Origin of the sequence: Bianquea renquensis (assembly GCF_014384895.1) — a bacterium.
Classification (GTDB): domain Bacteria; phylum Bacillota; class Clostridia; order Lachnospirales; family Bianqueaceae; genus Bianquea; species Bianquea renquensis.
This window is the reverse complement of record NZ_JACRSQ010000015.1, coordinates 57,302-76,825: the sequence shown is the minus strand read 5'-3', so window position 1 is coordinate 76,825 and position 19,524 is coordinate 57,302. Positions and strand designations below refer to the sequence as shown.

Below are 19,524 nucleotides of genomic sequence, written 5' to 3'. Positions count from 1 at the left end.
TACACTTATAATGATATCTGTCCAGCGTTGCCGGGCAATTCTCGATGAAAATATCGAAGACATGCAGCGGTGACAACTCTTCCCCTCGGGGTCCGCTGAATAAACCCTTGCTGCATCAGGTACGGCTCGCATACGTCTTCAATGGTTCCCGGATCCTCCCCTATCGTCGCCGCTAAGGTATCCAGCCCCACAGGTCCGCCGTCAAACATATCGATCATCGCCAAAAGCATTTTTCGATCGACCGTATCCAATCCATTGGGATCCACCTTCAGTGCGTTTAGCGCATGCAGTGCGATCTCAAGGGTAATATTCCCATCAAATTGAACCTGAGCGAAATCCCGCACTCGTTTCAACATTCGATTGGCCAGCCTGGGAGTTCCACGGGATCGTCTGGCAATCTCCCCTGCGCCCTCATCATCGATCTCCACCTCCAGCTGTCTAGCTGACTGTTTCACAATTCGCACCAGCTCCTGCTCCGTGTAAAACTCCATGTGATGGAGCATACCAAATCGATCCCGCAGAGGAGCGGAAAGCAAGCCCGCCCGTGTAGTGGCTCCCACCAAAGTAAAACGCGGCAAATCCAGACGAATTGACTTGGCCGAGGGCCCCTTTCCAATCATAATGTCGATAGCAAAATCTTCCATAGCCGGATACAGGATTTCCTCCACCTGCCGGTTGAGACGGTGGATCTCATCGATAAATAGGACATCGCCAGAACCTAAACTATTCAATATGGCGGCCATGTCCCCTGGCCGTTCAATCGCTGGCCCCGTGGTCACTTTCATGTGGACTCCCATCTCGTGCGCGATGATTCCGGCCAGCGTAGTCTTTCCCAGTCCCGGCGGACCGTAAAGCAATACATGATCCAGCGATTCGCCTCGCTTTTGCGCGGCTTGAATAAAGACGCGGAGAGTCTCCTTCACTTCTTCCTGCCCTATATAATCCTCAAAGCGCTTGGGGCGAAGGGTTTTTTCGATATCATTGTCCTCCTGTTTCATGGTGACATCGATGATTCGCTCAAAACGGTCGAGTTCCTTCTGAATATCTTCCATACCATATCCTCTCACTCATCAGTACCCCGCCGACAAAAGTGTCAGGCTTTCTTTAATCAAATCCTGTACGGACGCATCCGGGCGCATAACCTGCCGCACGGCGGCGGCAGCATCCGCCTGCGCATATCCCAGTGCTTCCAGCGCCAAAATCGCTTGCGCCGTTACTCCGGATCCTGGGGCCGGCGAGACCGCAGATGATCCTGCTGGAGCCGCGGGCTCTGCCACCATTGAGACGCTGACCTTATCTTTTAGATCCAGAATAATCCGCTGGGCGGTTTTCGGTCCGATACCGCTGACCTTGCTCAGGGTCTTGTGATCTCCCTGGGCAATGGCTAGGATCACCGTCTCAGCAGATAAGGCAGTCAGAATCGCCAGCGCGTATTTGGGGCCAACTCCATTGACATTGATCAACTGTCGAAATAGGGTCAGAACTTCTGGCTGCAAAAAACCATACAGCGTCAGCGCATCCTCCCGCACATTTAGATACGTGTAAAGGCAAATCTTACTTCCAATCCCTTTTCGCAGCAATTCTTCGTGGACAGGAGTAAAAATCTGGTATCCGATACCATGATTCTCAAGGACCACCTGATCTTCTCCTATATCCCTCAGCGTTCCCTCCACAAATGCAATCATGTTTCCTCCATTCTGCCCACTGGACAGCAGCTCAAAACGATTTGACGGGATGGTTATGACCGAATCTGTCCATCCCCATACACGACATATTTTGTCGCGGTCAATTCCTCTAATCCCATGGGACCTGTGGCGTGAAGTTTCTGCGTGCTGATTCCAATCTCTGCGCCAAAGCCAAATTCCTCGCCGTCTGTAAAGCGCGTGGAGGCGTTGACATAGACTGCCGCCGCATCGATTTCCTGTAAAAATCGCTCTGCATTGGCGTAATTCTGTGTGATGATTGCCTCTGAGTGTCTGGTGTTATATCGGTTGATATGTTGAATTGCCTCTTCAATGTCCCGCACAATTTTGACCGACATGATCAAATCCGTATACTCTGTGCCCCAATCCTCCTCTGTGGCCGGCCTCATACCAGGAACCAGCGCACGGCTCTGCTCATCGCCGCGCAGCTCCACGCCTTTTTCCATAAGCGCCTTGGCAATGGCGGGCAGGTGGGAGGCTGCCGCTTTTTGGTGAACGAGAAGACTCTCCGCCGCATTGCATACGCCAGGTCGCTGCGTCTTCGCGTTCACGGTGATGGACACAGCCATGGACCGATCTGCGCTCTCGTCGATAAAGATATGGCAATTGCCCGTTCCTGTCTCAATGACGGGGATCGTTGCTTCATTGACCACGCTTTGAATCAGGCCGGCGCCTCCCCGGGGAATCAGTACATCAATGTACTCTCGCAGCCGCATCATCTCCGCCGCTGTCTCCCTGGATGTATCCTCCACTAGCTGAACGGCTTCTGGATTCAGCCCTGCTTCGCTCAGCCCTTCCTTCAACGCCGCTACGATGGCCGCGTTGGATTGAATCGCATCGCTGCCTCCACGCAGCATGACTCCATTTCCCGACTTGAAGCATAGGCCGAAGGCGTCCGCCGTCACATTGGGCCTTGACTCATAGATGATCCCTACAACACCCAGCGGCACTCGCTTTTTCCCGATTCTCAAGCCGTTAGGCCGGGTTCGCATCCACAGCACCTCGCCGACGGGGTCGCGCAAGCTTGTGAGATTCTCCAGGGCCTGCGCTATCTTGTCGATTCTCTGCTCCGTCAAAACTAGCCGGTCGATCATCGCCTCCCGCACCCCCTTTTCTCTTGCGGCCTGTACATCGAGCTGATTGGCCGCTAAGATTTCACCTTGATGGCGTCTCAGGGCCTTTGCCGCAGCCCGCAACCCCTCATCTTTCTTTGCGGATCCTGTATTTGACAATTCCCGGGAGGCTTCTCGCAGGGCCGCTCCCTTTATCTGAAGTTCCGTCTTCATACTCATCATTCCTTTCTTTGGCGTTACCACGTACTGCAATGGCCGATCATGGGGTTCTGCCGGGAGTTCCCCGGTCAACAGCTGAAAATCAAAGCATGTCCCAATCGCGGTGCTGTCCGGATAGTGGGCGAGATAGGCGTCATAGTAACCGCCTCCGTACCCGACCCGATAGCCTCTCCGGTCAAAGGCTAGCCCAGGAACAAGGATCACAGTCCCTGCGTCTGGCAAAGCTTTTTTCGCCTCTTCATAGGGAGGTTCCAATACCCCATATGAGCTGACTTCAAAATTGTTCAGCGCTGTCGCGTAGAAAAATTCCATTTGCCTTGGACCGGTCACTCTCGGGAAAGCCGTTCGTTTTCCCTGCTTCCAACACTCCTCCGCCAGGCCCGCCGTCTCCATCTCACTCCCAAAGCCTAGATAGAGAAATATCGTTTGCGCCTGCCGAAAAAGCGTATTCTCCCACAGCCAGCGCCATGCCATCTGGCTCATGTCCAGCCGCTCCGTCTCGGAAAAGGCCTGCCGTCTTCGTCTCATTTCTCGCCGCAGCGCGCGCTTATCCATTTACTTTCCCCTTGCCTTAAAAAAGGTTCCGATTTCTTCCCCGTCCATGATTTTACCGATATTGTCGAGAGGGCTGGCATTGGCAATGATCATGTCGATACCCGCATCGCTGGCAATCTGTGCCGCGCGCAGCTTCGTTCTCATGCCCCCCGTTCCCACCTTGGTTACAGCGCCGGAAGCCATTTTTTCAATATCCGGCGTGATTTCATCGACATAATAAATGAGCTTTGCATCGGGATCCGTGTTGGGGTCGGACGTATACAGGCCATCGATATCGGACAGCAGGATCAGTATGTCGGCGCCAACCAGCTCCGCCACCAATGCCGATAACGTGTCATTGTCGCCAAACTCGTCATAGACTTCGATTTCATCTGTCGCGATGGTGTCGTTTTCATTGACGATGGGAATGACATTATAGGAGAACAGCTCATGGATAGTGTTTTGCGCGTTTCTCCTGCGAATCTCCGCATCCATAATGGATTTCGTCAAAAGAATCTGGGCGATTCGCTGCCGGTACTCGGAAAAGAACTTTTCATAAATCTGCATGAGCGCCGCCTGACCGACAGCCGCCGCCGCCTGTCTACATGCGAGTTTCTCCGGTTTTGCTTCCAGACCGAGGGCGCTGGTCCCTACGGCGATTGCGCCTGATGATACCAGAACCACATCCAATCCTCTATTCTTAATGTCCGTCAATTCCACCGCAAGCTGTTCCACCTTATGTAGATTGATTTTTCCAGTTGGATGGGTAAGGGATGAGGATCCGATCTTCACCACAACCCTTTTCTTTTGTGTCACCACGTCTCTCATATTCGTCCTCCATTTATTTCGCTATGGATATGGCCGCATTTCGCCCTGCCAATAGGCCACTGCTCCACGCCCACTGTAGGTTGAAACCACCGCAGTCTCCATCGATGTCCAACACTTCCCCAGAGAAAAATAATCCTGGATATCGCTTCGCCTCTAAGGTGCCCGTCACTTCCCCCGCGACGATCCCGCCCGCCGTCACCTGCGCCTCCTGCCATGGCCCTGTGGCTGTGACTGGAAATTTCATCCCTTTCATCTGCTTCACCAGTATCCAAAGCTCGCGGTTGGACAGAGTCCCCGACTCTCGGGTTCCGTCCAATCCAGTATATGCCAAAAGAACTGGCGTCAGCTTTTTATGAAGCAATCCATTGAAGGATTCCTCCACAGTCTTATAGCTCAGCCGCTGGGTTCTTCCTTTCAACATTTGAAAAAGCTGCTCCTCTTCCATGGCAGGGAAAAGATCCAGTATGATCAGGACCTCTTTCTTTTCCGCTAATCCCTGCGCTGCGCATCTGCTGAGCTGTAGAATCGGAGGTCCAGAGAGGCCATCCGGTGTGAAAAGAATTTCTCCTTCTTCCTGTCGAAGCATTTTCTGTCCCACCCAGACACTGGCGACGCCCTGTTCAACCTTAACTCCTGCTAGCCTTTTGAGATAGGGGCTTTCGCATCGCAGCTTAACGAGAGCTGGAAAGAGACGGCTGACTCGGATTCCCAGCTTTCTCGCAATCTCATAACCTTCCCCTGCGGAGCCCAGTTTGCTTGAAGCCTTCCCGCCAGCCGCGAGAATCACCCGGTGGCTCTGAAATAGACCTTCGCTGGTTTGAATCGAAAAGGAATCGCCCGGAATGATATCTTTTACCATGCAACCTGTCACACATTGAACTCCTTGCCGCGCAACCTCATAGCGAAGGACATCTAAAACGCTGGATGCCTGCAATGAATAGGGGTACAACCTGTCTTCTTCCCGGCGATACTCGATACCGATTTCCGCAAAAAAACGCCTTGTCGCATCTCCGCCGTAGTCTGCCATCACACTTTTCAGCAGATGGGTACAAGTGCCATGGTATCGAGACAGCGACACCTTTACATTGCTGATGTTGCACCGCCCATTTCCAGTGGCCAACAGCTTTTTTCCAACCCGGTCCATTTTCTCAATGAGTAGGACCTTCGCCCCGTGGCGGGCGCTATTTATAGCTGCCGTCAACCCCGATGCGCCCGCACCGATGACGGTCACGTCCTCCATAGCAATCTCCATTCTGGAGCGCTAGCGACGGGGCGAATTCTGCCCCCAGAGCAATTTGTGGCGCTCCGGCACAAATTGCCGTGTGAAAAATAAGCGATCGATCTTTTCCTTCCCTGTATCGACGAGTTTCTGTACCCTTTGGCGGTTGCACACGGTCGCGCGGATTGTTCGCTTCGCTCACCGCGCGGCCGACACCGATAATGGCCAATGCAATCGCTAATGCGATTATTATACCATACACTATTATTGAAAATCAAGGTATGTCCCTCTGTATTTATGATAAGTCCATTACGGTTTTCTTACGCAATAAATCCACGGCCTCAATACCTGCCGTGGATCCTGTTTTCGCGAGTTTGATCAGCCGGCCTTTAATTCAAGGCGAAGGCGGTCTGCGATGAGAGCGATAAATTCGCTGTTGGTGGGCTTGCCTTTCCCTGTATTAATGGAATAGCCGAAAATTTTGTCAATGGTATCCATCTTCCCTCTGCTCCAGGCAACCTCAATTGCATGCCGGATTGCTCGTTCGACACGGCTGGGCGTCGTATCAAACTTTTTACTGATCTCGGGGTATAATTGCTTTGTTATAGCATTGAGAATATCCATATCTTCGATCGCCATCATGATGGCTTCCCGCAAATATTGATATCCCTTAATGTGCGCGGGAACTCCAATCTCGTGGATCATATTGGTTACTTCTGTCTCAATATCTCTTGTTATGGGGACTGACTTCATCGGGATTGAGATAGAAACGCCGCTCTCCTGTCGAGGAGGGGAAGAGGTGATCACTCGGTGAGAGCCTTTCATCTGGCGGATTCTTTGTATTAACAGATCCATTTCAAAAGGTTTCGCAATGTAATATGTCGCCCCTAGATGGAGCGCCCGTTCCGTGATGGAGTCTTGCCCCACCGCCGATAAGACCATAACGACTGGCCGCTTCTCCAGATTCATCTCCCAGAGTTTTTCTAGCACTGCCAGCCCATCAAATCTCGGCATGATAATGTCCAAGAGTACCAGGTCTGGCATTAGATTTTCTATCTGTTCTAACGCTTCCTCACCATCACCCGCTTCCCCAACAACTTCCATATCCTCCTGTTGTTCGATATAATCTCTTACCAAAGATCGGAAAATGCTGTTATCATCTACCAGCAAAATCGATAGCTTTCCCAAAAAAGTTACCCCCTTAAATAATCAAGTTGTCGTTACATTTTCCATTATATACCATTTTATTGTATTTCGCAAGCTTGATTTGGTAAAAAATGGTATTTCGGCAAATTTACTGATTATTTCATTTAAAATTTGTATCTTCTTTAGTTTTTCAAAGAATTTTCCGTATTTATCATATCTTCGATATAAATTCCGTATCCTTTTTGTGGTTCTTGCACAAAGACATGTGTTACGGCTCCGATTAATGCGCCGTCTTGGATGATGGGAGAACCGCTCATCCCCTGTATGATCCCGTTGGTCTTTTCCAACAATCGCGGATCCGTTATTTCGACAACTAACCCGTCGTTCTTGGATGCGATCTTCGATGTCTTTGAAACCTTCACCTCATATTGTTCGACGGTGTCGCCTTCCAGATTGCAAAGGATATAGGCTTTTCCCTCTTTAATTTCCTCCTTCAAGGCGATGGGAATGGCATTCTGGGTTTGAATCAGAGATTCTGAATTCACAATGGTTCCATAGACGCCGTTTGCAGAATTTAATTGAATTTCTCCGAGAACTGTACTGGTCAAACTGCCCTCTATCTCGCCCGGCTCTCCCTCAACTCCCTTTTTTACCGCGCTGATCCTTGCTTTTGTTATCGTGCCCTCGCCAACGGGGATGGTCTCGTGGGTATCCACGTCGGCAATTCCATGTCCAATGGCGCCAAATCCTCCGGTATCTGGATTATAATAGGTCAGGGAACCGATTCCCTGTGCGCGATCTCGTATCCACAACCCCAATTTGTAGATTCCATCTGTTCCGATCAACGGCGTTATAGACGCTTGGATGATCTCTCCTTCCCGCAGTATCTCTAATGTGACCGGCGATTGCCCTTCTCTTTCCACGATCTCCGTCACATCCCCATTGCTTTCCACAACCTGTCCATTGACCTTCTGGATAAGGTCTCCCGTGAACACTTTTCCTTTTGCTGGGGAGTCCTGTTTGCCCTCTGCTGTTTCAACGGAACCCGTCCCCAATATCATAACTCCATTTGTATGAATATCGATTCCAATTGTCTGACCCAATGGAACTAAATATAATGAATCCCATATCTCAATGGTAACGGTTTTGACTGGCAAAATTCCAAATAAGGATATGGTTGCCTTTGTAACCGTTGTGTCTGTATGTTGGCTGCTATCCGGATAGGAAATTTGAATATCCTGATTCCCTCGAATTGGGGACTGCATCACTTCAAAGGAATCTTTCTCCGATTTGTGTATATGGAAGGAAAAGATGTCGGCGTAGGATATGGTCGTCTCCTGTCCCTCCGTAATCCGAATGGTATCTGGCAGGAAGAATCGGGATACGGAGACAACTCCTAGCAGCAGAACCGTTACAATCGCGATACAAAACACAATGACATTTCGTTTTACTGTTGTAGGATAGCGGAAAAATTTTTTATCATGCACTTGGTTCACACTCCTGTTTCAATTTGCTTCTGGTAGTGTAAACCGAAACCAGACATCTTATTCAGATGTCTGGCCATGGATAAAGGTAGGATTTCCGCGAATACTAGTCTTGACTTCGGATATCAGGCGAATTATGCAATTTTTAGTTTCCAATCCTGTGCCAATTTTTTCATTTCTCTTGCGCTCCGCCTGGCGGTTTCCGTTATCTGCGCGCCGCCGATCAGTCTTGCTAATTCCTCCGACATCTCATCCGGCTCAAGGCTTCGGACATATGTCTTCGTGTGATCGGCTTCAACTCTCTTTTCAATGTATAGATGATAGTCTGCCATTGCGGCTATCTGTGGCAGATGGGTGATGCAAATCACCTGGTGATACCGGGCGATCCGGCAGATTTTTTCCGCTACGCTCTGGGCTGTCCTTCCGCTAATCCCTGCGTCGATCTCATCAAAAATCAACGTTCCGATTTCATCCTGCTGTGCCAGCACCGTTTTGATGGCCAACATAACCCTGGACATCTCACCGCCGGATACGATTTTATTGAGAGGCTTTACCTCATCCCCCACGTTGGTCCGAATCATAAAGGTGACGGAATCAAAGCCTTTTGTGGAAATCTGGTCCCGGCGCTGAATCTGAATTCGAAAAATCGGTTCTTGAAACTGGAGTGTTCCCAAAATCTCGGTTATCTTCTTTTCCACTTCTGCCGCCGCCTGTTTTCGTATCTCGGACATTTGGGACGCCACCGCTTCCATCTGTTGATACGTGCTCTGGGCCTTCCGCCTTAATCCGTCCACCGTCTCCGAGAGATGCGTCAGCTTTCGGATCTCTTCATCGAGTCCCTGTTTGTAGGATTGAATCTCCTCCACAGTATGCCCATATTTCATTTTGATATGATATATTTCGTCGAGGCGGCGCTGTAGCGCTTCCATTTCCCCCTCCTCGTACTCCATCTGCTCTCCGTATTGTCGCACCTCTGCCGCCACATCATCCGCCACCGCCATGGCATCCTGTAGCGATTCTGTCAGCGGAGTCAAAAAACTTGCATCATAGTCTGTTAGCGCCTCCAGCCGGTGAACCGCCTCCCCCATCTGGTCCACAGCGCTAAGCGCCTCCTGGGTTCCCTCTCTCAGCATTCCGTAGACAAAAGAACAGCCCTCCCGCAGTTTCGCACTGTTCTGTAGCCTTTTCCTCCGAGCGTTCAACTCCTCTTCCTCGCCTTCCCGCAGGCTGGCCTTTTCGATTTCCTCCGATTCATATTGAAGGAGGGATAGCCGGCGCTCTTTCTCCTGTTCATTGTAGGAATATCGGTTCAGTTCCCTTTGAATCTGCCCATATTCCTCCACCAACCCGGTCAGAGTCTGGCGGCAGGGGATCAACTCTTCTGAAAAGCGATCTAACAGATCGATGTGCTTAGCTGGGTCGAGAAGAGACTGATGTTCATGCTGTCCATGGATGTCAATCAGCAGCGATCCAACCTCCTTGACAAGGCTGGTATTCACCACCTCCCCATTGAGTTTGCAAATGCTTCGACCGTTTCCCATCACACGTCTCGAAATGAGGATCTCCCCATTGTCTGCCGGTGCGCCCAGCATATCTAGCTTTTGCAGGACTCTTGGATTGGATTCGCAAAAAAGTAAATCCACCTGGGCTGGTTTATCCGGCTCCCGCAAAAGCTCCCGAGATCCCCGATGCCCAAGGGCTAGATTCACAGCATCCAAAATGATGCTTTTGCCAGAGCCCGTTTCACCGGTTAAGACATTGAAATGATCCTCCAAATCCAAGGATATATCCTCAATCAACGCGATGTTTTGTACCCGAATATGCTGCAGCATCTGTGTCCTCCCTTTCGCCTTTCCGGCAAGCGTTCAACTGTTCTGCCGCCCTGCAATTGCCTGAACCTTCTCGCGAAGCGCCACACATTGTTCTGCGGCATGAACCGCTACGAATATAGTATCATCTCCCGCAATGCAGCCAACAATCTCTTTCATTTCCAGATTATCCAGCGCCGCGGCAACTGCCATGGCCATTCCGGTAACCGTTTTGATGACGAGGATATTCCCGGCTGTCTGAGCACTCAAAAAGCCCTCCTGTAAGACTCGAATGTACCGTTTGGAGTGCTCGTCGGAGTCCTCTTTTTTCGGCTGTACTCCAGCGTATTTGGGCCGTCCGCTCTCCCCGACGACTTTTGTCAGCCGCAACTCCCGGATATCCCGCGACACTGTGGCCTGCGTCACCTGATAGCCCGCCTGCTGGAGCTTTTCCGCCAGCTCTTCCTGGGTTTCAATTTCATATTCCTGAATGAGTGTTAGAATTGCTGTCTGCCTGTCTGATTTCATGCCGCTTTCTTTCTCCTCCGCTCCCTTTAAAACATCTTTCTCCTGAGAATATCATAGAAGGTGCTATCTTTCATTTTCACGATGTAGATCGCGCCGTCCGCCCTGGACAGACGGACTTGGTCCCCCTGTTCCAGGCCATACCCCACCTGCCCGTCAATGGTCAGCATAATTTTGCGCTCCTGCTCCTCCTCTTCCGGGCTTGCCTCCGATTCGACTCTCAGAGAGATCTCATCCTCCTCTGAAACGACGATGGAGCGCACCGACAGAGAGTGCGGACAGATGGGTGTAATCACGAGGTTCTGCGCTCCTGGCACGATAATCGGTCCACCCGCCGAGAGATTGTACGCGGTTGACCCCGTCGGAGTCGCGACAATTATGCCATCGGCCAAAAACGTTTCCACATAGCGCCCATTTATCTCCACTGCGACGCGAAGCATGCGGGAAAAAGCTCCCCGCGTAATGACCGCATCATTAAATCCGAGAAAAGGGTCGGTCTTTTCCCTCCCCTGATTCAGGATACTTCCGCTAAGCATAATGCGCCGCTCCACGCTATACTGTCCCTGTAAGACTTTTTCCAGTGCCTCTGTCGCCGCTTCCGGTTCGACTTCCGCCAGAAATCCCAGTCTTCCCAGGTTGACCCCTAACAGGGGGATGGAATATTGGTAGAGCTTTCTGGCTGAGCTGAGGATCGTCCCATCGCCGCCCAGAATCACGGCCATATGGATGGAATCGTACTGATCCGGCGTCACGGGATTGGTTTGAAAGCTCTTTGTGTCTTCCCAAAACTCAGGGTCAACGTAGAGTTCCTGCCCTTTCCCCTGGAGAAACGCGAGAATCCTCTTCGTCACGGCTAGACCCGTATCTTTTTTTCGATTGGGTATAATAAGAAATTTATATGGCTTCATGAGATAACCTTACGACCTCCCGGATGGCGCCTGTCCGGTCCTGTAAATCGGAACTGCCGCCCTTTTCTAGATACAGCAGGTACTCTATGTTTCCCTCCGGTCCTCGAACCGGGGAGTATGTCAGGCCTAAAATCGAAAACCCGTGCGCTAAAACCCAGTCCGTGATCCCGCGCAGAACCTCCTCGTGGACCGCCGCATCCCGGACGACCCCTTTCTTTCCTACATTTTCGCGCCCCGCTTCAAACTGCGGTTTGACTAGACAGACCATTTGCCCATTCTGCGCAAGCCTTGCTGCAATGGAATCCAATACCTTGGTCAGGGAGATAAAGGACAGATCCGCTGACGCAAAATCGCAGAGTTCAGGGACTTGCTCCTCCGTCAAGAAGCGAACATTTGTCTTTTCTAAAACCACAACCCGCTCATCGGAACGCAGGGACCAGGCAAGCTGCCCATATCCCACATCAATGGCGTACACTCTCTTAGCGCCGTTTTGTAACATGCAATCGGTGAAACCGCCAGTAGATGCGCCCGCATCGATACAAACCTTGTTTTCCATCTGAAGGGAAAATCGGGATATCGCCTTCTCTAGCTTGAGACCGCCCCTGCTGACATAGCGCAATGGATTCTCCCGAATCCGAATTGGCTTGTCCTCCGGAACCATGGTGCCCGCCTTGTCCTCGCGCGCTTCGCCCACATAGACATTTCCGCTCATAATCAATGCCTTTGCTTTTTCACGGGAATCGCACAGTCCCTCACGCACCAGCCGGATATCAAGCCTCTCTTTTTTTGCCGCCATTGTGTTCTCCCCTTGCTAAAAATTTCCGGACCCGCTCCGCTATGGCATCTGGACATAGGCCATAATTCGTCAAAAGGCTTTCCCTCGTTCCCTGTTCAATAAATTTATCTGGCAGCGCCATGGTCTGCACCTCACATGGATATTTCCTGGCCGACAAAAATGCCGCCACCTGCATCCCAAAACCGCCGGTATGAATATGGTCTTCCACCGTAACCAGCAAATCATGTTCACTGGCTAGCTCTTCCAGCAATGTCTCATCTATTGGTGCGATAAAGCGCGCGTCAGCTAGGGTGGGGCTAATTCCCTCCTGCTTCAACAGTTTCGCAGCCTTTTCCGCCATGGACCTGCATACACCCACAGTCAAAATCGCAACCCGCGCTCCGCGTTTATAAATATAACCGCGCCCCTGCACAATGGGCGGCCGTCGCTCCTCCGATGGCGCTATATAAACCCTCCCCTTCGGATATCGGAGGGCAATGGGCCCAGGATAGGAGACTGCGTATTCCAGCATCGCTACCATCTCTAACCGGCAAGATGGCGCCATGATGGTCATCCCCGGGATATGCGATAGATACGCGATGTCATAGATTCCCTGGTGTGTCTCTCCATCCTCCCCAACGATTCCACTCCGGTCAATGGCAAAGACCACCGGAAGATTCTGTAGGCATACATCGTGGAGAATCTGGTCGTAGGCTCTCTGTAAAAATGAGGAGTAGATGGCGACGACAGGCTTTAATCCCCCTTTGGCAAGACCAGCCGCAAATGTGACCGCGTGCTCCTCGGCAATCCCTACGTCAAATACTCGATCTGGGAAAATATGGCTAAACTCCTCCAAACCGGTATTCTGCACCATGGCTGCCGTAATCGCCACAAGATTGTCATATTTTCGAGCCAGACGGACTAGATTGCGGCCTAACACCTCCGACCAGCTCTCAAAGACGGAACCCACGATATTCCCAGACTCGATATCGAAAGATGGCACTCCGTGAAATCGAGTCGCATTTTCTTCCGCCGGCTCATAGCCTTTCCCCTTCACTGTTCGAACATGGATCAGCACCGGTTCATCCAAATTCCGCGCCTGCTGGAAAACTTTTTGCAGCTCTTTGCAATTATGTCCATCAACAGGTCCTAGGTAGACAAATCCCAATTCCTCGAACAAAACCCCGGATACGAGCATATATTTCATTCGCCGCTTCACCCGTCGTATCCAGTTTGAGATTGGAATTCCAATCTTCGGAATCTTCGCCAGTCCCTTTCGGATTCCCTCTTTTGTCTCCAAATATAGATGCCGTGTCCGGATCTGACTGAGGCGGTATGGCAGGATCCCCACATTGCTGCTGATGGACATCTGGTTATCGTTGAGTATGACAATCAGCTTGGTCTCCCCTTTTCCCGCGTTGTTCAGCGCTTCATAGGCCATCCCCCCCGTCAAGGACCCGTCCCCTATGACGGCGATGACCTCGTACTCTTCATGCTGGAGATCCCGCGCCTTAGCCAATCCATAGGCTGCCGAGATGGACGTGGAGGCATGACCTGTATTGAACGCGTCGTGGGGGCTCTCCTCTTCCTTCGGAAAACCGCTGAGCCCATCTTCTTTTCGCAGCGATGGAAATTTATCTTTTCTTCCCGTCAGAATCTTATGAACGTAGGACTGATGCCCAACATCCCAGATAATCTTATCTTTGGGAGAAGAAAAGGTCTTGTGAAGCGCCAGCGTTAGCTCCACGACTCCTAGATTCGAACTTAGATGGCCGCCTGTCTGAGAGACATTTTCCAAAAGAAATTGTCGTATCTCCTCCGCAAGCACGTCCATTTCCTGATCGCTTAATCCCCGCAAATCGCTGGGATCATGGATCGCATCCAACAATGTATTCAATGGCTCACCTTCTGCTAACTCAACGTTATTTTCGACGCCCTACCAGCGACAGCATCAGCTCCCGCAGCAGCGCACCTGACGAATTTTGGAATCGGCCCAGCTCCTGTAATGCTCGCTGTGTCTCCTCCTCCACCGCCTGTTTCGCTTTCTCCATCCCGAACAGCGATACATATGTGGCCTTCTGGTTCTCATGGTCACTGCCTAAGTCTTTTCCCAGCTCTTCAAAGGATCCTTCCACATCCAGAATATCATCTTGAATTTGAAATGCAATTCCAATGGCCTCACCTGCTTTTTCCAGGGCGGACAGTTCCTCGTCCGAGGCGCCGGCCGACAGTCCTCCGCTGACCAATGCCGCTTGAATCAGCTTTCCGGTTTTGTGAATCTCAATAAATGCAAGCTGCTCAGGGGAAATCTCTGAATTCTCTGCCTCCATGTCTGCCATCTGCCCGGACACCATTCCATGGACTCCAGCGGCATGCGCCACCACGGCGATGGCCTTCGCATTGGCCGGGGTGGGATCTTGTACAAGCTTTCGGGACATGACTTCAAATGCCAGCGTCAGTAAGCCATCACCTGCCAAAATCGCAGTTGCCTCTCCAAACACCTTATGATTGGTCAGCCGGCCTCTTCGGTAATCATCATCGTCCATAGCAGGCAAATCGTCATGGATCAAAGAATAGGTATGAATCATCTCCAGCGCTTCGGCAAATGGATAGGCGTCATCCTTCGTCCCTCCGCAGGCGAGCGCTGCCAAAAGCGTCAGGACGGGTCTCAGCCGCTTACCGCCCGCCATGAGGCTATAGTGCATTGCGTCGAAAACGCGGCGATCATAAGGACCTCCCCCAGCAATGTCAGCCTCCAACCGCCCTGTCAGCTCTTCGATTGTCTCCGCCAAAAACATGGAAAGCTCCCGGCTCACCATGATGGCTCCTCCTCATCCTGCTGTAAAATCGTGATCTCTTTTTCTGTGGTATCTAGAACTTTGACACAGTATTTCTGAAGCGCCAGCCCCTCTTTGTAGAGCGCCATCATCTCTTCCAAAGGCAGATTCTCCTGTTCCATCCGCATGGTGATGGCGTCCAGCCGCTCCATGGCTTCCTCAAATGTTGATGGTTTCATATTGACCTCCATAAAAATTGCCAAGCTCAGCTCTCGGCAGGGGCCAGGTTTTTGACCTGAACCCCCATGCGTCCGTCATGAAGACGCACAACTAAAGAATCACCGGGCTTTGACTTCTGAATCGTATCCACAAGATGTCCCTCTTCGTCCGTGATCAGCGCATATCCCTTTTTCAATTGATGCTCCGGGCTCAACAGAGACAGCTTCACCTCCGTCTGAAGCAACTTCTGCCTCAGCTGGTCGAAATATTGTTTTCTAAGCCACTCCATATCGCTGCCGACGGCATCAATCTGTTGGCGGAGCTGGTTGAGCTTCATGACCGGCATGCGGAAGGCCGCACGCCTGCCCATGGAATCGACAGCTTCCCTCTTGCGTCTCAACTGCCGGAGCGCCAGTTGCTCCAGGTAGAGCTCTCTCTGCTTCGCCATCTCCAGCGTTGCCATAATATCCGGCACCGCCAGCTCCGCCGCTGCGGATGGAGTCGGCGCTCGCAAATCCGCCACAAAATCGGCGATCGTAAAGTCCGTTTCATGGCCGACAGCCGAAATAATGGGGATTCTGGACTCCGCGATGGCTCTCGCCACGATTTCTTCATTGAAAGCCCATAGATCCTCTAAGGACCCGCCGCCTCGCCCTACAATACAAACATCCACATCACCGCGCTCATTCATTCTCCGTATTCCATGGGCAATGGAACTGGCGGCGTCCGCGCCCTGCACGAGGACAGGGCAGAGGATTAAGGTAATACCTGGATGCCTGCGCTTGGAAATCTGCATGATATCCCGCACGGCGGCGCCCGTTGGGGATGTGACGATCCCAACGGTCCGGGGGTATCGCGGTATCTCCCGTTTGCGGGATACGTCAAAAAGGCCTTCCGCCTCCAATTTTCGTTTCAGCGCTTCAAAGGCCTCGTACAGTGTACCCTTTCCCTCTTGTTCCATCCTTTGGACATAAAATTGATACTGCCCTGTCTTTTCATACAGGGAGATATATCCGAAGGCTGCCACCTCTCTTCCGTCCTGCGGACGGAAGGAAAGGCTAGCGGCGTCCGATGCAAACATGACCGCGGAGATGGCCCCTCCCGGATCTTTCAGCGTAAAATATAAATGTCCGGAGGAATGCTGTTTAAAGTTGGAAAGTTCTCCCCCGATCCAGAGCTTGGAAAGAATCGTATCTCTGGCGAGAAGCTGCTTCACATACCGGTTTACCTGAGACACCCGGTAAACTTTTTTCGGCGTCGGGCGCACATCCCGTTCATACTCTCCAAAGATTCCCATCTGGTCCACTTATTCCCGCCCGCTTTCCTGTTGGGCCGCTTCGGCTGCGCGCTGGGATACATTTCCCAGAATTCCATTTATGAAGGCTGGCGCGGCGTCCTGAGAGTACTTTTTGGCTAGATTGACCGCTTCATTGATACTCACGCTGACGGGGATCTCCCCGCTAAACATAATCTCATACGCCGATAGCCGTAAAATTGCCAAATCAACCCTTGAAAGCCTGCTAATCTTCCACCCTTTTAGGGCTTCGGAGATCCATTGGTCCAACTGTTCCATGTGTCCCTGTGCGCCCAGGGTCTCTCTCACAATGAAATCTCTGTCTTCCTCCTGGACAGGTTCCTCAACGAAATTTATGATGTAACTCTCAATAAATTCTTTCGCGGAGCTATTGTTAAACTGAAGCCCGTACAGTATTTTAAATGTGTGCTCTCTCGCTGTGGTTCTGCTCATACCTGTATCCTCCAAACATCTTTCGCACCTGCCACGTCACCCCCGGTAACGCCAAAAGAGCCCTCAATATAGCCTCCTCTCTGCAGCTGAACGACCGCGCTATATCCAAGGACTCTTGATTCATCAGCTCTTAATTGGCTCCATCATCCTCATTCTTGTCTGAACGAACTCCTGTAATGTGAAGATTGACCTCCTGAACTTCCAGTCCTGTCATATTCTCAACGGCGTTCTTAACCTTCTGCTGGATTTGATTGGTAAATTCCGGGATCTTGACGCCGTATCGAATGACGAAATCAATGTCGCAAATCACCAAATTGTCCGCAATCTGTATATGAATCCCTTTGCCGAGGTTTTTCTTACCTTTTCGCCGTTCATCCGCGTATATGCCATCCACTTCGTTGATCGCCAATCCAACGATGATCGCTACCACTTCATCCGCAATCTTGACCTGGCCGATCTGCTGATTCTGTAGCACGCTGACTGGTCTTTCACTCTCCATGTCTGTTTCCTCCTATGCCATTAAGAATGTTTCTGTATCTTATTATAATCAATTTTCTTCTCAAATGCAATTAAAACTTTCTCTATCCCTGACTTTTCCTTATTCTTTCCCGATTTTCAAAAGGCTAATCCGAATATTTCCGGCTTTCACACCTGTTACGCGGGTGACGATATCCTGAATCTGCGCTGCTTCCTGCTGGCTGATCTGTTCTTTATCTACGATAACGTCCACCGAATCGTCATAAATCCTCACAAACACATCCTCAAATCCTTTGGCTTTGATCATGGCTTCTGCCGCTGCCTCATTTTCAATTCTCTTTTGCAGGTTGATGATCTCCTGCGCTGCCTCAGACTTTTTATCCTCCGGCGTGTCCGCGTTGGCCATCAATTCATACAGCATATCCTGGCTTTTCGCCCGGGCATTTTCTCTCTCCACTTTGGCCTGTGCAAAGTACTCAGGAATGACAGCATCGCTCTCAACAAAAACAGCCTCGCCAGGGCGTTCCGCTGTGGCCCCCACCTCCGCTGTATCGCTGTCTTCCACTGGTTGCGATTGTTCGCCTTCCGCTGTCTGATCTGGCGTGCTATTCTCACCTTCTGCCGTCTGGTCTTGTGTGCTGTCCTCACCTTCCGCTGTCTGGCTCTGTCCGCTTTCATCCTGGGGTAGCAGCGCATCCTCCCCAAAATTGCTGTCTTCGTCTCCTTCTGCTACTTGACTCTGTTCTGAGATATCGCCTGCTACCTTTTTGCCTTTATCGATTTGGCTGTTGTAATTTAAGTACCCGGCGATCACAATCATAATGACTAGCGCCACTACAACGATCTGATTTTTTTTAATACTATGCATAGAATGAGCTCCTCCTTACTCCTGATAGGGTGCAACTTGAATTTTTGATACGGATAGATTCAGCAATACCGCGGCAGAATTGATCAATTTCTCCTGGACCTGAGAAGAGCCGGCGCCCTGTGCAAGAATCAGTACCCCCTGTACCTCTGGCACGGTTTCTTTGACGACGAAGGGTTCCTTGCCGTCCTTCATAACCGTTTCGGAGCGTCCAGCCTCCTCCTCCACATTTCTTCGGCCTCCCGCAGAATCTTCCTCAGTCGTGGTGGACCGGCTGTAGGATTCATCTTTTTCCACCGTTATTTCTCCCTTGTTTTTTACCGTAACCACCACTTTCACTTTTCCTACGCCCTCCATACAGGAAAAGGCGTTTTCCAGCTTCGATTCCAGTATCTCTTCATACGTTTGTTCCTGAACCCGGGAATATACCGTGGACGAACTATCTGCCTCTGCACCCTCTCCTTTCTTTGCTATATTCGTATTCGCAACGATTAAAAATATGACACCTAACAGCAGGCAAATCGGAAAAATCCAACCGAATCGATCCTTTTTTCCTTCCTGCTTTTCCAGTTTATGAATGAATTTATCCCAGAGGCCCATGGAATTTTCCTCCTTTTATCTATATGCCCTGGCCGAGCTTACTATTACCTTGCCTACGATTTCCCCTCCAGGATTTCAATGGTATCCGCCTCTACGCCCCAACAATCCGCAAGCTTTTTGGCAAAGGATTGTCTCCACTCTGGCTTCGGCTCAGAATTGTCTCCCACCTGGATATAACCTAAATCTATCTGGATCCCTTCCTGCTTTTCCTCTGGACTTCGTATTCTGACTGCAATGGCTTGGATTTCCCCCTGAGAGGTACACGCCACTTGAATTTCATCTAGCACCTTTCCCTCCTGGGCCAGCACGTCGGAACACTGTTTTGCTAGGATATCCGCATATTGTTTTTCCAGAATCTCCTGCTGCGTTTTTCCATATTCCTCCTGGGCCACCGCGGCTGTTTCCGTCAACTCGGGAAAATCTTGCAGCAAAAACGTCTTGCTGAGATCCTGTCGAAAAAACTGAAGAACCGGTCCTACGGCAATCATCAAAAAGGCGATTCCCAATATTAGCTGAATGAATTTCTTTATCGACCCCTTTGGAATCAGGATCTCCATCATCCCCTGAAAAATCAGGAAGACCACAATTGATAACGCCCACTGCCGAATTGCACCCAT

20 protein-coding genes and 1 pseudogene are annotated in these 19,524 nt (G+C 50.9%); all 21 read right to left on the bottom strand.

Translation table 11 applies throughout. From position 1 onward, the window contains the following. Window positions 1-5: 5 nt before the first annotated feature. On the bottom strand, window positions 6-1,052 hold the full coding sequence (gene ruvB / locus H8730_RS10890; RefSeq protein ID WP_177715921.1) for a Holliday junction branch migration DNA helicase RuvB: 1,047 nt from the start codon (window positions 1,050-1,052) through the stop codon (window positions 6-8). An 18-nt stretch (window positions 1,053-1,070) separates the two neighbouring features. Next, the gene (gene ruvA, locus H8730_RS10885) at window positions 1,071-1,685 is read right to left on the bottom strand and encodes a Holliday junction branch migration protein RuvA (protein ID WP_177715923.1); all 615 of its coding nucleotides are present in this window, start codon (window positions 1,683-1,685) and stop codon (window positions 1,071-1,073) included. A gap of 53 nt (window positions 1,686-1,738) precedes the next feature. Next, window positions 1,739-2,989 carry a glutamate-5-semialdehyde dehydrogenase gene (locus H8730_RS10880; protein WP_249289826.1) on the bottom strand — a complete coding sequence of 417 codons (1,251 nt, stop codon included), beginning with the start codon at window positions 2,987-2,989 and terminating at the stop codon, window positions 1,739-1,741. 30 nt (window positions 2,990-3,019) lie between these two features. Beyond that, window positions 3,020-3,550: pseudogene (locus H8730_RS10875) on the bottom strand (5-formyltetrahydrofolate cyclo-ligase); the annotation flags it as partial. Next, window positions 3,551-4,357 carry a glutamate 5-kinase gene (gene proB / locus H8730_RS10870; protein ID WP_177715926.1) on the bottom strand — a complete coding sequence of 269 codons (807 nt, stop codon included), beginning with the start codon at window positions 4,355-4,357 and terminating at the stop codon, window positions 3,551-3,553. It lies immediately after the preceding pseudogene. Between the two features lie 13 nt (window positions 4,358-4,370). Continuing rightward, on the bottom strand, window positions 4,371-5,597 hold the full coding sequence (locus tag H8730_RS10865; protein ID WP_177715927.1) for a BaiN/RdsA family NAD(P)/FAD-dependent oxidoreductase: 1,227 nt from the start codon (window positions 5,595-5,597) through the stop codon (window positions 4,371-4,373). A gap of 357 nt (window positions 5,598-5,954) precedes the next feature. After that, complete coding sequence (gene spo0A, locus H8730_RS10860; RefSeq protein ID WP_177715928.1) at window positions 5,955-6,764, bottom strand: sporulation transcription factor Spo0A; 810 nt, start codon at window positions 6,762-6,764, stop codon at window positions 5,955-5,957. A 140-nt stretch (window positions 6,765-6,904) separates the two neighbouring features. After that, complete coding sequence (spoIVB, locus tag H8730_RS10855; RefSeq protein WP_177715929.1) at window positions 6,905-8,209, bottom strand: SpoIVB peptidase; 1,305 nt, start codon at window positions 8,207-8,209, stop codon at window positions 6,905-6,907. A gap of 131 nt (window positions 8,210-8,340) precedes the next feature. Then, window positions 8,341-10,038, bottom strand: a complete 1,698-nt coding sequence (gene recN / locus H8730_RS10850; protein ID WP_177715930.1) for a DNA repair protein RecN — start codon at window positions 10,036-10,038, stop codon at window positions 8,341-8,343. A 33-nt stretch (window positions 10,039-10,071) separates the two neighbouring features. Beyond that, window positions 10,072-10,542 (bottom strand): arginine repressor, encoded by a 471-nt coding sequence (gene argR / locus H8730_RS10845; protein WP_177715931.1) that lies wholly within the window; start codon window positions 10,540-10,542, stop codon window positions 10,072-10,074. A 26-nt stretch (window positions 10,543-10,568) separates the two neighbouring features. Then, window positions 10,569-11,447 carry an NAD(+)/NADH kinase gene (locus H8730_RS10840; RefSeq protein ID WP_177715933.1) on the bottom strand — a complete coding sequence of 293 codons (879 nt, stop codon included), beginning with the start codon at window positions 11,445-11,447 and terminating at the stop codon, window positions 10,569-10,571. Continuing rightward, a complete protein-coding gene (locus H8730_RS10835) occupies window positions 11,434-12,243 on the bottom strand; it encodes a TlyA family RNA methyltransferase (RefSeq protein ID WP_177715935.1) in 810 nt (269 codons plus the stop codon). The genes H8730_RS10840 and H8730_RS10835 overlap by 14 nt, the downstream gene beginning before the upstream one ends. After that, window positions 12,218-14,119, bottom strand: a complete 1,902-nt coding sequence (dxs, locus tag H8730_RS10830) for a 1-deoxy-D-xylulose-5-phosphate synthase (RefSeq protein WP_177715936.1) — start codon at window positions 14,117-14,119, stop codon at window positions 12,218-12,220. Before dxs ends, H8730_RS10835 begins: the two co-directional genes overlap by 26 nt. A 25-nt stretch (window positions 14,120-14,144) precedes the next feature. Beyond that, window positions 14,145-15,041 carry a polyprenyl synthetase family protein gene (locus H8730_RS10825; RefSeq protein WP_177715937.1) on the bottom strand — a complete coding sequence of 299 codons (897 nt, stop codon included), beginning with the start codon at window positions 15,039-15,041 and terminating at the stop codon, window positions 14,145-14,147. Beyond that, window positions 15,035-15,238, bottom strand: a complete 204-nt coding sequence (gene xseB / locus H8730_RS10820) for an exodeoxyribonuclease VII small subunit (protein WP_177715938.1) — start codon at window positions 15,236-15,238, stop codon at window positions 15,035-15,037. Before xseB ends, H8730_RS10825 begins: the two co-directional genes overlap by 7 nt. A 26-nt stretch (window positions 15,239-15,264) precedes the next feature. Beyond that, a complete protein-coding gene (gene xseA, locus H8730_RS10815) occupies window positions 15,265-16,515 on the bottom strand; it encodes an exodeoxyribonuclease VII large subunit (RefSeq protein ID WP_249289821.1) in 1,251 nt (416 codons plus the stop codon). 9 nt (window positions 16,516-16,524) lie between these two features. Beyond that, window positions 16,525-16,965 (bottom strand): transcription antitermination factor NusB, encoded by a 441-nt coding sequence (gene nusB, locus H8730_RS10810; RefSeq protein ID WP_177717850.1) that lies wholly within the window; start codon window positions 16,963-16,965, stop codon window positions 16,525-16,527. Window positions 16,966-17,095: 130 nt separating this feature from the next. Next, a complete protein-coding gene (locus H8730_RS10805; protein WP_177717848.1) occupies window positions 17,096-17,464 on the bottom strand; it encodes an Asp23/Gls24 family envelope stress response protein in 369 nt (122 codons plus the stop codon). 99 nt (window positions 17,465-17,563) lie between these two features. After that, window positions 17,564-18,310, bottom strand: coding sequence for a SpoIIIAH-like family protein (locus H8730_RS10800; RefSeq protein WP_177717846.1), 747 nt, complete (start codon window positions 18,308-18,310; stop codon window positions 17,564-17,566). A gap of 15 nt (window positions 18,311-18,325) precedes the next feature. Then, entirely contained in the window at window positions 18,326-18,907 is a 582-nt protein-coding gene (locus H8730_RS10795; RefSeq protein WP_177717844.1) for a hypothetical protein, read from the bottom strand. Window positions 18,908-18,960: 53 nt separating this feature from the next. Further along, window positions 18,961-19,524, bottom strand: a complete 564-nt coding sequence (locus tag H8730_RS10790) for a stage III sporulation protein AF (RefSeq protein ID WP_177717842.1) — start codon at window positions 19,522-19,524, stop codon at window positions 18,961-18,963.

Coding starts and splice junctions, on each gene's coding strand:
- H8730_RS10800 (WP_177717846.1), bottom strand. CDS start 18,310: ATGCATAGTATTAAAAAAAATCAGATCGTTGTAGTGGCGCTAGTCATT.
- H8730_RS10795 (WP_177717844.1), bottom strand. CDS start 18,907: ATGGGCCTCTGGGATAAATTCATTCATAAACTGGAAAAGCAGGAAGGA.
- H8730_RS10805 (WP_177717848.1), bottom strand. CDS start 17,464: ATGGAGAGTGAAAGACCAGTCAGCGTGCTACAGAATCAGCAGATCGGC.
- H8730_RS10840 (WP_177715933.1), bottom strand. CDS start 11,447: ATGAAGCCATATAAATTTCTTATTATACCCAATCGAAAAAAAGATACG.
- recN (WP_177715930.1), bottom strand. CDS start 10,038: ATGCTGCAGCATATTCGGGTACAAAACATCGCGTTGATTGAGGATATA.
- ruvB (WP_177715921.1), bottom strand. CDS start 1,052: ATGGAAGATATTCAGAAGGAACTCGACCGTTTTGAGCGAATCATCGAT.
- H8730_RS10880 (WP_249289826.1), bottom strand. CDS start 2,989: ATGAAGACGGAACTTCAGATAAAGGGAGCGGCCCTGCGAGAAGCCTCC.
- argR (WP_177715931.1), bottom strand. CDS start 10,542: ATGAAATCAGACAGGCAGACAGCAATTCTAACACTCATTCAGGAATAT.
- H8730_RS10865 (WP_177715927.1), bottom strand. CDS start 5,597: ATGGAGGACGTGACCGTCATCGGTGCGGGCGCATCGGGGTTGACGGCA.
- xseA (WP_249289821.1), bottom strand. CDS start 16,515: ATGGGAATCTTTGGAGAGTATGAACGGGATGTGCGCCCGACGCCGAAA.
- H8730_RS10825 (WP_177715937.1), bottom strand. CDS start 15,041: ATGGTGAGCCGGGAGCTTTCCATGTTTTTGGCGGAGACAATCGAAGAG.
- H8730_RS10790 (WP_177717842.1), bottom strand. CDS start 19,524: ATGGGTGCAATTCGGCAGTGGGCGTTATCAATTGTGGTCTTCCTGATT.
- nusB (WP_177717850.1), bottom strand. CDS start 16,965: ATGAGCAGAACCACAGCGAGAGAGCACACATTTAAAATACTGTACGGG.
- proB (WP_177715926.1), bottom strand. CDS start 4,357: ATGAGAGACGTGGTGACACAAAAGAAAAGGGTTGTGGTGAAGATCGGA.
- ruvA (WP_177715923.1), bottom strand. CDS start 1,685: ATGATTGCATTTGTGGAGGGAACGCTGAGGGATATAGGAGAAGATCAG.
- xseB (WP_177715938.1), bottom strand. CDS start 15,238: ATGAAACCATCAACATTTGAGGAAGCCATGGAGCGGCTGGACGCCATC.
- H8730_RS10835 (WP_177715935.1), bottom strand. CDS start 12,243: ATGGCGGCAAAAAAAGAGAGGCTTGATATCCGGCTGGTGCGTGAGGGA.